The following is a 13,469-nucleotide window of genomic DNA, read 5'->3' on the forward strand; positions in this document are numbered from 1 at the left end:
TCCAAAACGACTGCCTTACATCGGGCAGGACTGATCGGCCATGTAGTCGTGAACTTCGATCTCGCCGGAGATGATCTTCTGGGTCGCTTCTTCGACCTTTGCTTTCATCTCGTCGTTGACGAGTTCGGCGTTGTTGTCGTCCAGCGCCCAGTCGACGCCACCTTCCTTGAGGCCGAGGACTTCGAAGCCGGAGGACCAGCTGTCGTTGGCCGCATCTTCGAACGCCTGGTAGACGGCAATGTCGACGCGCTTCAGCATGGAGGTCAGGACGGAACCCGGATGCAGGTTGTTCTGGTTGCTGTCGACGCCGATGCCGAGCTTGCCGGCGTCAGCAGCGGCCTGCAGAACACCGATGCCGGTGCCGCCGGCAGCGTGATAGACAACGTCAGCGCCACGGTCGAACTGGGACTTGGCGAGTTCGCCACCCTTGACCGGATCGTTCCAGGCCGCACCGGTGGTGCCGGTCATGTTCTCGAAGACTTCCGCCTTCGGGTTTGCAGCCATTACGCCCTGCTTGTAACCACAGGAGAACTTGCGGATAAGCGGAATGTCCATGCCGCCGACAAAGCCGACCTTGCCGGTTTCGGACGCCATCGCAGCCAGCATGCCGACGATGTAGGAGCCTTCCTGCTCCTTGAACAGGATGGAACGCACGTTCGGCAGGTCGACGACCATGTCAACGATCGCGAACTGCGTATCCGGGAATTCCTTGGCAACCTTTTCCACGGCGTTTGCCTGGGAGAAGCCGATGGCAACGATCGGGTTCATGCCGCGCTTGGCAAAGTTGCGCAGAGCCTGCTCGCGCTGGCTGTCGTTCTGGATTTCGAAATCGCGGTATTCGACGCCGGTGTCTTCCTTGAACTTTTCAGCACCGTTGTATGCGCCTTCGTTGAACGACTTGTCGAAACGGCCGCCCAGATCGTAAAGCACTGCCGGCTTGATATCGGCTGCCAATGCGCCCACGGCGGTAAAGGCCAGGCCGGCAAGCGCGGTGCCGATGGTAAGAAGCTTTTTCACTTATATGTCCTCCGACATGCGGGGGCCTGCCTTTTGGCCGGCCCGTTTCCCCTCGTGACCCAGCCGCATCATGCGGACTGTGCCAGCTGCAATCCGGCCCGTGCCGTCAGAGCCCTCGCAAGGGTCTCGTCTGCCACAAGGTCGGTAATGACACCGGTACGCAGGGCCGCGAGCGTGGCATCCACCTTGCTCTCCCCACCTACCAGCGCAATCACGCGGCGCCCGCGCACTTCGTCGAAATGCAGACCCACGGCACAATCGCCGAGCGGATCCGGGGCCAATTTTCCCTCGATCGTCAGAAAGCGCCCCATCAAATCACAGACGGCGCCGCCCGACAGCAAATCTTCCTGTTCTTTTTTGGAAATCATGCCGCGCTGGACAAGATGGCCCTCGTTCTCGACCGAACCGATGCCGATGAGAAAGGCATCCGACTGGCGCGCGCGATCCATCAGGTCCTGCACGCTGCGCTGGGTCAGGAACATCGCCTTTTCGTCCTGGTTTTCGGCAAAATAGGGAACCGGCAGATAATAGCCGATGCCGCCTGTGCGTTCCTGCATCTTCTGGACGATGTCGTAGGGGTTGGCAGCAAGCGTGCGCGTCAGCGATCCGCAGATCGACATGATTTCGAGATCGGTTCTCGCCACTTTCGGCAACGCTTCAACAGCCGCGGTCAGCGTGCGGCCCATGCCAACGCCCAGACGCGTGACGTTGGACCCACCGAGCATTCCAGACAGGAACTGTGCCGCGGACACGGCGACGGCCCTGAGGGCGCTGTCGTCGTCGCCGCCACCAAGATCGGGAGCAATGATGCAGTTCGTCAGGCCGAAATGCTCCGTCAGCTCCTTTTCAAGCTGGAGGCATTCCATCGGGCGACCATCGACCTGGAATTTGACGAAACCGGCTTTCTGCGCATGAGCGATCAGGCGATGCACCTTGGCAGGCGAAACGCCGAGCTGCGAGGCGATTTCACCCTGCGTACGGCCTCCAACAAAGGACAGCCAGGCCGCCCGGATGGCCATATATGATGTCCAGTCGTCGTCGCGTGTCTGCATTCCGCGTCGAAACCTTCCCCTCCAGAGCCCTTGCGCACGCCTTCCGGCGGACAGGATACTCAACCACTCTCAAAACGCCCGGCTTGATGGAATTGCATCCCGCAAGATGAAACACCCGCCTGTCCAGCCATGCGAAGCGGTTGACCGCAACGGTCCGGCTATGCCCTGCTCTCTTCGGAGCTTTTGTTTTCCGGGGCCGCGAGGGCCGCCCGAAAAATTCTTCACCAAGTGAGAATTTCTTCAGATCATGACCAGCCTTGCCTTTGCCGTCAACAAAAAAAACTGCCAATTTTCTGGCTGATTGCTGCATTTCTGGGCAGCAATCAGCACCGAGTACCACTTCTGAACGGCGGCAAATTCTGCCCAAAGCTGCCGATTTTCAGAAACAACCCGGCAAAATTTGCCTAGCTGCACGGCAATAATTGCCGGTGGATTTGTCCCCCACTTTGAAAACCTGCGTCTTTCCGACCGAAAAACAGCTAATCGGAACGCGCATGTCAGGCGCTTCAGAAGTTGCTGAAACGTCGGCTGTTTTGGGTCTCAACCAGGTTCTCTCGCCCGAGTTTCTCACAGTTTCGCGCAAAAATGTGACCGACAAGGCGGATTGAAATAACTCAAGAAATACCCACCTTACCTATACGTAAATCTTAACGCGTATCCACGGATGAAAAATTTGCCTAGCAAATCCGGAAGATATCCCGCGCCTGTGGATAGAACATGCACTCCGTGCACATTACTTTTGCCAGCCAAGGAATATTACGCTACGTTTGGCATGTAGCTTGCTAAGTAAATTTCCAAGCTCATCCAAGGCATTCAGCCAATGCCTTGTTAGGAATCACGAGAAACGGAAAGATAAGGAATTCAACGACAAAATAAACAGGGGAGACGTGGCCACCCAGCCGCAAGGCTGAAGTAAGGAGAAAAACCATGCGTCTCGACATAACCAAAACAGACTGTGCACTGACGGTTACAAGTTTACTGTCACTTATTTGTGCGGCACTTCTTTTCGCCGCCCCAGCCGCAGCCCGAGACTACCGTCCGGCTCTGATGGCTTCTTCACAATACAGCTATGATCCGGCCAACGAAGTGGACGTCGAACTTGTCCTGGCCGTCGACATCTCCCAATCCATGGATACAGAAGAACAGGAAGTGCAGCGCGCCGGGTATGTTGCCGCTCTCACCTCCAGGGAATTTCTTGACGCCATTCAGGTCGGTCCGATCGGCCGCGTTGCCGTGACCTACATGGAATGGGGCGGGGTTGATGAGCATTTCATCGTCGCCGACTGGACGGTGATCCAGGATGCAAGCTCGGCAGCACACTTCGCTTCCAAGATTGCCGAGGCCCCGCTTCGGCAGGTCCAGCGCACCTCCATCGCCTCGGCGCTCGAAAAGTCCGTCTTTCTGGTTCAGAACAACCAGTATGAAGGCCTGCGCCGCGTAATCGACATTTCCGGTGACGGCCCGAACAACCAGGGTGGCTCCGTAACTGCCATGCGTGATCGCATGGTTGCCTCTGGCGTGACCATCAACGGCTTGCCTCTGATGATGAAGTCGAACAAGAACACCTGGCAGGCGATGCTCAACCTCGACCACTATTACGAGGATTGTGTGATCGGCGGCCCGGGCTCGTTCGCCATCCCCGTTCGCAGTCAGGAAGGCTTTGCAGACGCGATCCGGATGAAGCTGGTGATGGAGATCGCCGGGCTGCATCTGCCGGAACCCGATCCCTACTTCCAGCGCGTTGCCGGCCGCGAACCGATCCGCTGCAATCTGTTCGACTGACCGCCACGTCTCCATTCTCCTTATTGCCTGCCGCGTTCCGGGCCGGGACGCGGCATTTTCTTTTGCTCCCTGCCAATGATCTGCCCACGGCGAACAGGTTCTGCGCCCGCCCGTTCATCTTCCTTTGCCTAAAGCGCTTTGAACGGCTAAACACTTCCCCGCCGCTGTCGCTTCCTGCCAGGGTGCCTTTTCGTCCGGTTTCCTCCGGGGACGAACTGGTCTCCCGGGACTTTGGTTTCGATCAGCTTTCGGCTATTCAATCGATCCGGATTGCATAGACCCCAGAGGACCGCTGATGCCTGCCACGCCCACTCTTGCGCTTGTCGCGCATGACGCCAAAAAAGACGCCATGGTCGAGTTCGCCAGACGGCACCAGGACAAACTCGCGGTTTTCGAACTTGTCAGCACAGGCACCACGGGCGGCCGCATTCTGGAAGCCTGTCCGGATCTCAAGGTCACAAGGCTGAAAAGCGGCCCGCTGGGCGGCGACCAGCAGATCGGCGCGATGATTGCCGAAGGCAAGCTCCAGGGCCTGTTCTTCTTCGTCGATCCGCTGTCGCCCATGCCGCATGATGTTGATGTGAAAGCCCTGATGCGCCTTGCAGTGGTCTATGACATGCCGATGGCGCTCAATCCGTCGACTGCGGATATCCTGCTGCGCTCCGCCCGCCTGCAGGGCCTCAAGACCACATCCGCGACACCTGAAGTTGGCTCCTTGTCCTCATGAGTTTTTCCAAGAACACCAAATCCTTTGCCTATCCGGTTCTGGTTGCCGATATCGGCGGCACCAACGCCCGTTTCGCTCTGGTTGACGACGCTGAGGCGCCCACCCGCATGTGCGGCAAGACGGCGACCGCGGATCATCCCGACATTTCTTCCGCGATCCGCGAAGTGGTGCTGCCGGAAACCGATCCGAAACCGCGCACGGCAATCATCGCGGTTGCCGGTCCCGTCACCGGTGACAGGATCCCCCTCACCAACGCGGCCTGGGTAATCGAGCCGCTGAAGATGATCGCCGACCTCGGTCTGGACGAAGTCATCGTGCTCAACGATTTCGAAGCGCAGGCCCTGGCCTTGCCAGGATATAGCGGCAGCGATATCGAACAGGTCGGCTCCGGCACGATCCGCGAAGAGAGCGCCAAGTTCGTCCTCGGTCCGGGCACGGGCCTCGGCGCCGCCGCGATGATCTATGCCGCCCAGACCTGGGTTCCCGTTCCGGGCGAAGGTGGCCATGTGGAACTCGGGCCGGTAACCCCGGAAGACGTTGCCATCTGGCCGCATATCGAACTCGTCGGTGGACGGCTTGGCGCCGAACAGATCCTTAGCGGCACCGGCTTGCCCCGCCTTGCCCGCGGTGTTGCCGCCTATATGGGCGCGGACCGCGACTTCACAACGGCGGCAAGCATCACAACGGCCGCAGAGGAAAACGATCCGGTAGCGGTGAAGACGCTGGAGGTCTTTGCCAGGGCCCTTGGCCGTGTGGCCGGTGATTTTGCCCTCGCGGTTCTGGCACGGGGCGGCGTCTATCTGACTGGCGGTGTCACATCGCGGATCACACGCTTCCTCACGGACGGCGGCTTCCGCGCCGCCTTTGAGGCCAAGGCGCCCCACGAGGCCCTGATGGCCAAGATACCGACCTTCATCGTCCGGCATCCCGATCCGGCCCTGGAAGGCCTTGCCTCCTTCGCACGCGCGCCGGAAGCCTTTGCCGTCGACATGCAAGGACGGCAATGGACTGCAGGCGCCGCATCGGGCGCGAGCTGACCCGGGCCCGTCATGTCCTCTGCCCCAGCCTTCGCGGCACCACTGCCGATCGACGGTGTCCTGCCGGAGCTTCTGGCAACGCTTGATACAGGGCTGAACGCGGTTCTCGTTGCCGAACCGGGCGCGGGCAAGACGACCCGCGTGCCGCTGGCTCTTCTGAACGCGACCTGGCGCGGCGACGGCAAGATCCTGGTGCTGGAACCGAGGCGTCTAGCTGCCCGTGCCGCTGCACGCCGGATGGCAGCCGAACTGGGCGAAAAGCCAGGCGAGACCGTCGGCTACCGTGTGCGCATGGAAACGAAAGTCAGCGCCCGTACCCGGATAGAGGTCATCACGGAAGGTGTATTCACCCGGCTGATCCTGGACGATCCGGAACTGACGGGCGTTGCCGCCATTCTCTTTGACGAATTTCACGAACGCTCGCTTGACGGCGATTTCGGGCTGGCGCTGGCGCTGGATGTGCAGGCTGCACTGCGCGACGACCTGCGTCTGCTGCCCATGTCCGCAACGCTCGATGCTGCCGGCATTTCACGCCTGCTTGGCGACGCGCCGGTCATCGAAAGCACGGGGCGCAGCTACCCGGTCGAAACGCGTTACCTGGGGCGAACACCCAACGAGCGCGTGGAGCCGCAGATGGTGAGGGCGATCCGGCAAGCCCTCGTGGAAGAAACAGGTTCCATTCTGGTGTTTCTGCCAGGCCAGGGCGAAATCCGCCGCACCGCTGAGATGCTGGAGGGCAAGCTCCCGGCAGGCTGCCAGGTGGCACCACTTTACGGCGGACTGGACGCCAAAGCGCAGGACGCAGCCATCCGGCCGGCCGATGCCGGTTGCCGCAAGATCGTGCTGGCCAGTGCCATCGCCCAGACCTCGCTGACCATCGAAGGTGTGCGTGTCGTTATCGACAGCGGTCTGGCACGGGTGCCGAAATATGAACCGCAGACCGGACTGACCCGGCTGGAAACCGTGCGCGTCTCCCGCGCTTCCGCTGATCAACGGCGAGGCCGCGCCGGACGTACCGAGCCCGGTGTCTGCTACAGGCTCTGGGACGAAGCCCAGACCGTGGCCCTGCCACAGGCAGAGGCTCCGGAAATCCTGGAAGCGGATCTCACCGGCCTGGTGCTGGACCTGGCGGCCTGGGGGACACTCGATCCGGCAGCCCTCGCCTTTGCCGACCAGCCCCCACTTGCGGCCTGGAGCGAAGCGAAGGTTCTGCTTCAGGATCTGCACGCTCTGGATGACCACGGACGTCTGACCAATGACGGCAAGGCACTGGCGAAGCTCCCGCTGCATCCGCGCCTCGCGCATATGGTGATCGAAGGCGTTGCCCGCGATCTCGGCTTTACCGCCGCGATGATCGCGCTGGTGCTGTCCGAACCGGGTCTTGGCGGCCGGGATCCCGACCTGCGTGCGCGTTTGCAGGCTTTGCGCCACGACAAGAGCCAACGTGTAAAAGACGGCCGCCAACTTGCCGAGCGCTGGCTGAAGCAGGCAGGCGGCACAGGCAGGGAGATAGATCCGGAAAGCGCCGGACTTCTGCTCGCCCTTGCCTATCCTGACCGGGTGGCCCAGCAGCGCGGGCAGACAGGACGCTTCCGCCTTGCGAACGGCCGTGGCGCTGAACTGGAGGCGGAACATGCCCTTTCCCGGCAAGCCTTCCTGACTGTTGCCGATATTCAGGGCAAGGCGGCAAGCGGGCGTATCCAGCTCTGCGCGCCAATTTCCAAATCCGATATCGAAGACCTGTTTGCTGCAGACATCGTCGAGCAGGATGAAGTCCAGTTGACAGGAGATGGTGCGCTGAAGGCGCGGCGTGTCACCCGCTACAAGGCGGTTGAACTGAAGTCCGTCCAGATCCAGTCAGCAGATCCGGCAGCTGTCGAACGGGCCCTGATTGCCGAGATCCGCCGGCGCGGCGTCTCCCGCCTGCCCTGGAGCAAGGAACAGGAACGGCTGAAGAAACGTGTCGCCTATGCCCGGGAGAACGGCGCGCAGGATCTGCCGGACCTTTCCGATGGCACCTTGACGGAAACCCTGGAAACCTGGCTGCAGCCCTATCTTGCCGGCTGCACGAGCCTGGGGGTAATCGACACCGCGCTTCTCGGCAATGCGCTTGCAGTGCTCCTGCCCTATGATGCGGCTGCGCGGCTGGACAGCCTTGCCCCCTCGCACTTCACCGCCCCGACAGGCAGCAAGGTGCCGATCGACTATGGTGCGGCCGCAGGTCCGACGCTTTCCATTCGCGTGCAGGAACTCTTCGGCCTCAAGGATCATCCGAGCGTCTGCGACGGCAGATTGCCGCTGATCCTGGAACTTCTTTCCCCTGCCCAGCGCCCGATCCAGATCACAAAGGACCTCCCCGGCTTCTGGCAAGGCTCCTGGGCGGATGTGAAAGCCGACATGAAAGGCCGCTACCCCAGGCACCCCTGGCCGGACGACCCGACCGCAGCCGAGGCAACGCGCAGGGCGAAGCCGCGGGGAACCTAGCTCCGCATTTCAGCCTCGCACGGCCTTCCCTTCAGGAGAGAAAACGGCATGAATCCCGTGGTCGAACTATGGGAAGACACAGGAGGGACTGACGCTTCAGAAGTCCCCTGTCCCGCGACCTGCCGCAGCCGAGTCCTCCTCCCCCTTGTGGGGAGGGGTTAGGGGTGGGGGTATGAAGCCCCGGCCCTAACCCCTCCCCACAAGGGGGAAGGGAACCGGTCCGTATATGGGCGAAATCCAGGTTGCAAATCGGACTATGCTTAGCTCCGAGAAGGCCTTGGCCCTCAATCGTCCGAGGCTGCCACCAGGCTGGCGTTACCGCCAGCGGCGGCCGTGTTGATGGAGACCACCTGTTCCAGTGCAAACCGGTAGAGGTAGGCCGGGCCGCCTGCCTTGGGGCCGGTGCCGGAGAGGCCGGAGCCGCCGAAGGGCTGGGTGCCGACGACTGCACCGATGGTGTTGCGGTTGACATAGACGTTGCCGACGGACAACCGGTCGACAACCTTCTTCACCGTTGCATCGATACGGCTGTGAACACCGAGCGTCAGGCCGTAGCCGGTGCCTGCGATCTGGTCCAGCACCTTGTCGAGGTCGCCAGCCTTGTAGCGGACCACGTGCAGCACCGGTCCGAAGACTTCCCGCGTCAGGGCCTCAGCCTTGTCCAACTCGATGATGTGCGGGGCCACCCAGGAGCCGTTGGCCAGCTTGCCGTGCGGTGTCTTGCCGGCATAGCGCAGTTTCTGACTCTCCTCCATGTCATCGACATGGGAGAGAATGTTGTCGCGCGCTTCCTCATCGATAACCGGCCCGATATCGGTGGACGGCAGGCGCGGGTCGCCCAAACTGAGTTCTTTCGCTGCGCCTTCCAGCATGTCCAGCAGATGATCGGCGACATCCTCCTGCACATAAAGCAAACGCAGTGCCGAGCAGCGCTGACCGGCGGAGCGGAAGGCGGACATCATGACGTCATCGCAGACCTGTTCCGGCAGGGCCGTCGCATCTACGATCATCGCGTTGATCCCGCCCGTTTCGGCAACGAGCGGAACGATCGGGCCGCGTTTTGCGGCCAGCGTGCCGTTGATCAGCCAGGCGGTTTCGGTCGATCCGGTAAAGGCCACCCCGGCAACAGCCGGATGGGAGGTCAGTGCGGCACCTACATCACCTTCGCCCGGGAGCAGGTAGAAGACATCTTCCGGGACACCGGCCTGATACATCAGCTTGGCCGTTTCATAAGCGATCAGCGGTGTCTGTTCCGCGGGCTTGGCGACGACGGCGTTGCCCGCCATCAAAGCTGCGCTGACCTGACCGAGGAAGATCGCCAGCGGGAAGTTCCAGGGAGAAATGCAGACGAAGACGCCGCGACCACGATAGCGGTAGCGGTTTTCCTCGCCTGTCGGTCCGGGCATCAGCTTGCCTTCACCGAAAAGGTTTCTGGCTTCGGCCGCGTAGTATCGGCAGAAGTCGACTGCCTCGCGGATTTCGGCAATGCCATCGGTCAGGCACTTGCCGGCTTCCAATGAGAGGATCGTCATCAGACGGTCCCGGTTGGCCTCCAGCAGATCGCCAACCTTGTCGATGGCAGCCGCCCGCTCTTCAACCGGTCTGCGCGACCATTTCTCGAACCCCTTCTGGGCATTTTCGACAGCAAGGCGTGCCGTTTCGCTGTCCGCGAAGCGCACCGTACCGACCTTGGTCGTGCCGTCCATCGGGGCAAACACCGGATTGGCGTCGCCCGACGGTTTCAGCCCCGCTCCAAGCGGGGCGGCTTCGGTGAACGGTGCTGTGGTTTTCGCCATGCCGGACGTCAGCAAATTGCGCTCCGCCGCACAGCCGAATTCCACGCCCTCGGAATTTTGCCGGCTGTCGCCGTAAAGGTCCTTCGGCAGCGGGATCGACCGGTTGATGGAATGGTGACCGCTATCCAGCAGTTCCTTCGGCCGCTTGAGCATCTTTTCAACCGGCACGGAGGCATCGCCCACGATGGTGACGAAGGAGGAGTTGGCACCGTTTTCCAGAAGGCGGCGGACGAGATAGGCCAAGAGGTCCTTGTGACCACCGACCGGGGCATAGATCCGGCACGGGAAGCCGTCGCGTTCGACAACGGATTTGTAAAGGCTTTCGCCCATGCCGTGCAGGCGCTGGAACTCGTACCCTTCCGCCTTGCCACCGGAGAGTTCGATGATCTGGGCAACTGTCAGTGCGTTGTGGGTGGCGAATTGCGGGTAAAGCACATCCCGTGCCGCCAGCATCCGCTTGGCGCAGCACAGATAGGACAGATCCGTCGCCGCCTTGCGCGAGAACACCGGATAGCCTTCCGCACCGCCTTCCTGGGCGTGCTTGATTTCCGTATCCCAATAGGCACCCTTTACGAGGCGGACCATCAGTTTGCGATTGGTCTTGCGGGCCGCGTTGACCAGCCAGTCGATCACGTGAATGCCGCGCTTCTGATAGGCCTGAACCGCCAGTCCAAAGCCATCCCAGCCCTCGGTGACCGGATCGGTTAGCATGGCCGCGATGATATCCAGAGAGATCTCCAGCCGGTCGGCTTCTTCAGCGTCGACGGTGAAGTTGAGGTTGTGGTCCTTGGCCATCTGCGCCAGTTCGCGCAACTTCGGCAGGAGTTCGTCGCGCACACGTTCGCCGTTGACGGCCTGATAGCGCGGATGCAGCGCGGAAAGCTTCACCGAAATACCCGGACGGTCCGGCAGCTTCTTGTCACCGGCGGCCTTGCCGATGGCGGCAATCGCCTTGGCATAGGACTGGAAGTAACGCTCCGCATCCTTCTGGGTGCGCGCGCCCTCGCCCAGCATGTCATAGGAATAGCGATAGCCCTTCGCTTCCTGGGTCCTGGCGCGTTCCAGAGCCTTCTGGATGGTTTCACCAAGCACGAACTGATGACCGAGCAGGCGCATTGCCTTGCGGGTTGCCATGCGCACGGTCGGCATGCCCATGCGCTTGACGAGGCTCGACAGGATCGACTGGGGCGTGTCGCCCGGATGCAGCAGACGAGAGGTGACGCCCAGCGCCCAGGAAGAGGCGGAGACAAGCCATGTGTCGGATTTCGGGCCTGAGGGATCGTCGAAGCGGGCTGCCGCCAGCTTGTCCTCTATCAGCTTGTCCGCGGTCTTTGCGTCCGGAACGCGCAGCAGAGCTTCCGCCAGCACCATCATGGCCAGGCCTTCACGGGTGGTCAGACCAAATTCGCGCATGAAGTCTTCCACGCCGCCGAGACCGACCTGGACCGAGCGCATGTCCTGAATATAACCGCGGGCGCGCTGGTCGATCAGTTTCTCCACCACGGGGTCGGTGTTGGCTTCCTTCAGAAGCGCTTCGACAAGCGTCTTGTCATCGGGGGCGTACGCCGGGCGAAACGGCTCGAGTTCGGTCGAATTGATTGTCTTCATGGCTGCAACAGTTGCGGTCATGAGAACCTCCCAAAGGGGCCCCGCGGGGCCAGGTCACTAGATGTCTCCAAAATATCTTGAATCGAAGTCCGCTTTTCGCTGTTTTTGAAGCCAATCTCCGTGTATTTCTTTGCAAATTTCTTTTTTCTAGGGAAATTCGCCATGCTTGATGCAACAGACCGGAGGATTCTGAAGGTTCTCCAACAGGACGGCCGCATTACCAATACGGACCTTGCCGAACGGGTGCATCTTTCGGCAACCGCGACCGCCGAACGCATGAAGCGGCTGGTGCGCGAAGGGTACATCGAGCACTTTTCCGCCAGCCTCAATCCGAAGATGGTGGACCGGGGTTTGCTGGTCTTCGTCGAAATCCGGCTTGACCGCACCTCACCGGAAATTTTCGACGCCTTCAAGATTGCCGTCGAACGCTCGACCGACATCATGGAATGTCACATGGTGGCAGGCGGCTTCGACTACCTCATGAAAAGCCGCGTCAAGGACATGGAAGCCTATCGGGCCTTCCTGTCTGATGTGGTTTTGGCGCTGCCGGGCGTGCGTGAAACACATACTTACGCCGTCATGGAAGAGATCAAGGACACCCATATCCTGCCGGTCTGATTTGCGCTGAAATCAAACGAGCACGAACACTCATCGTTCACAAAGCCTTGTCTTGACCGTGCCATGCGCCTTGCGCGAGGGAACGAGGAACGGACACGATCCGCAACAGGGGAAATTCTGATGAAACGCATGCTTGCCGCAACGCTTGGTCTTCTCGGATCACTGATGGCACCGGTGGCTGCTTCTGCACAGGAAGCGGCCAATGATCCGGCGTGGCAGGCAGTGCTGGATGAGGCCAGAGGCGAGACCGTTTATTTCCACGCCTGGGGCGGCGAGCCGCGCATCAACGCCTATATCGCTTGGGCTGCCCGGGAAGTGGCAAATGAATTTGACGTTCGCGTCCTTCAGGTGAAGGTCAGTGACACCGCATCTGTGGTCTCACAGGTGCTTGCCGAAAAATCGGTTGGCAAGGTCTCTGGCGGCGCGGTCGATCTGGTCTGGATCAACGGCGAAAATTTCGCGGCCATGAAGGAACAGGGCCTGCTGGCAGCACCTGGATGGGCGCAGACGTTGCCGAACTGGGAATATGTCGACGTGGAAAACAAGCCGACGGTCGCCCAGGATTTCACCGTGCCTACGGATGGCCAGGAAAGCCCGTGGGGGATGGCCAAGCTCGTGTTCATGTATGACAGTGCCCGCCTGGACACCCCACCCGCGACGCTCGATGCGCTGCTGAGCTACGCCAAGGCGAACCCGGGCCGATTTGCCTATCCGCAACCGCCCAATTTCTATGGCACGACCTTTCTGAAACAGGTTCTCGTCAGCACGGTTCCGGACAAGGCCGCTCTGACGAAACCGGTGGATGAAGCCCGCTTCGAAGAAATGACCGCACCGTTGTTTGCCTATCTGGACGCATTGAACGGCTCGCTCTGGCGCCAGGGCCGCGCTTTCCCGAAGGATGCAGCGCATATGCGCCAGCTGCTTGCCGACGGAGAACTGGATATTGCATTTTCCTTCAATCCGTCCGATGCCTCGAGCGCAATTGCCAACGGCGAACTGCCGCCCAGCGTGCGCACCTTCGTTCTGGATGGCGGCACCATCGGCAACACCCACTTCGTTGCAATTCCGTTCAACAGTTCCAGCCAGGCAGGCGCCAAGGTCTTCGCCAACTTCCTGTTGTCACCCGCTGCACAGGCTCGCAAGCAGGATCCCGGTATCTGGGGCGACCCGACGGTTCTGAACGTTGCCGGACTGCCTGAAACCGAAAAGGTTCTCTTCGATACGCTCGACCTTGGGCCTGCGACCTTGACGCCCGAACAGCTCGGCCCGGTCCTGCCGGAACCGCATCCGAGCTGGGTCAGTGCGCTTGAAGAGGCCTGGACCACCCGCTACGGCGCCGAGTGAGCCG

At 61.0% G+C, this 13,469-nt stretch carries 9 protein-coding genes; 6 read left to right on the top strand and 3 right to left on the bottom strand.

All coding sequences use genetic code 11. The features are described 5' to 3' along the window. Window positions 1-15 precede the first annotated feature (15 nt). A complete protein-coding gene (locus tag FIU93_RS02330) occupies window positions 16-1,017 on the bottom strand; it encodes a BMP family ABC transporter substrate-binding protein (RefSeq protein ID WP_022999724.1) in 1,002 nt (333 codons plus the stop codon). 68 nt (window positions 1,018-1,085) lie between these two features. After that, the gene (locus FIU93_RS02335; protein WP_022999723.1) at window positions 1,086-2,069 is read right to left on the bottom strand and encodes a sugar-binding transcriptional regulator; all 984 of its coding nucleotides are present in this window, start codon (window positions 2,067-2,069) and stop codon (window positions 1,086-1,088) included. Window positions 2,070-3,116: 1,047 nt separating this feature from the next. On the opposite strand from FIU93_RS02335, the gene FIU93_RS02340 reads away from it, so the two are divergent. From FIU93_RS02340 to hrpB, 4 genes are all read left to right on the top strand, one after another. Next, complete coding sequence (locus FIU93_RS02340) at window positions 3,117-3,851, top strand: DUF1194 domain-containing protein (RefSeq protein ID WP_022999721.1); 735 nt, start codon at window positions 3,117-3,119, stop codon at window positions 3,849-3,851. Between the two features lie 295 nt (window positions 3,852-4,146). Continuing rightward, complete coding sequence (locus FIU93_RS02345) at window positions 4,147-4,578, top strand: methylglyoxal synthase (protein ID WP_022999719.1); 432 nt, start codon at window positions 4,147-4,149, stop codon at window positions 4,576-4,578. Then, window positions 4,575-5,615 (top strand): ROK family protein, encoded by a 1,041-nt coding sequence (locus FIU93_RS02350; protein ID WP_152504732.1) that lies wholly within the window; start codon window positions 4,575-4,577, stop codon window positions 5,613-5,615. The genes FIU93_RS02345 and FIU93_RS02350 overlap by 4 nt, the downstream gene beginning before the upstream one ends. 12 nt (window positions 5,616-5,627) lie before the next feature. Beyond that, a complete protein-coding gene (hrpB, locus tag FIU93_RS02355; protein WP_152504733.1) occupies window positions 5,628-8,099 on the top strand; it encodes an ATP-dependent helicase HrpB in 2,472 nt (823 codons plus the stop codon). Window positions 8,100-8,383: 284 nt separating this feature from the next. Here hrpB and putA read toward each other — a convergent pair whose 3' ends face one another. Beyond that, entirely contained in the window at window positions 8,384-11,524 is a 3,141-nt protein-coding gene (gene putA / locus FIU93_RS02360; RefSeq protein WP_152504734.1) for a bifunctional proline dehydrogenase/L-glutamate gamma-semialdehyde dehydrogenase PutA, read from the bottom strand. Window positions 11,525-11,665: 141 nt separating this feature from the next. On the opposite strand from putA, the gene FIU93_RS02365 reads away from it, so the two are divergent. Both FIU93_RS02365 and FIU93_RS02370 read left to right on the top strand, forming a co-directional pair. Continuing rightward, window positions 11,666-12,121, top strand: coding sequence for a winged helix-turn-helix transcriptional regulator (locus FIU93_RS02365; protein ID WP_022999714.1), 456 nt, complete (start codon window positions 11,666-11,668; stop codon window positions 12,119-12,121). Window positions 12,122-12,241: 120 nt separating this feature from the next. Next, a complete protein-coding gene (locus tag FIU93_RS02370) occupies window positions 12,242-13,465 on the top strand; it encodes an ABC transporter substrate-binding protein (protein WP_152504735.1) in 1,224 nt (407 codons plus the stop codon). Window positions 13,466-13,469 lie beyond the last annotated feature (4 nt).

Source organism: Labrenzia sp. THAF35, assembly GCF_009363595.1.
In the GTDB taxonomy this organism is placed as follows: domain Bacteria; phylum Pseudomonadota; class Alphaproteobacteria; order Rhizobiales; family Stappiaceae; genus Roseibium; species Roseibium algicola.

Coding starts and splice junctions, on each gene's coding strand:
- putA (WP_152504734.1), bottom strand. CDS start 11,524: ATGACCGCAACTGTTGCAGCCATGAAGACAATCAATTCGACCGAACTC.
- FIU93_RS02350 (WP_152504732.1), top strand. CDS start 4,575: ATGAGTTTTTCCAAGAACACCAAATCCTTTGCCTATCCGGTTCTGGTT.
- FIU93_RS02345 (WP_022999719.1), top strand. CDS start 4,147: ATGCCTGCCACGCCCACTCTTGCGCTTGTCGCGCATGACGCCAAAAAA.
- FIU93_RS02335 (WP_022999723.1), bottom strand. CDS start 2,069: ATGCAGACACGCGACGACGACTGGACATCATATATGGCCATCCGGGCG.
- FIU93_RS02370 (WP_152504735.1), top strand. CDS start 12,242: ATGAAACGCATGCTTGCCGCAACGCTTGGTCTTCTCGGATCACTGATG.
- FIU93_RS02365 (WP_022999714.1), top strand. CDS start 11,666: ATGCTTGATGCAACAGACCGGAGGATTCTGAAGGTTCTCCAACAGGAC.
- hrpB (WP_152504733.1), top strand. CDS start 5,628: ATGTCCTCTGCCCCAGCCTTCGCGGCACCACTGCCGATCGACGGTGTC.
- FIU93_RS02340 (WP_022999721.1), top strand. CDS start 3,117: ATGGCTTCTTCACAATACAGCTATGATCCGGCCAACGAAGTGGACGTC.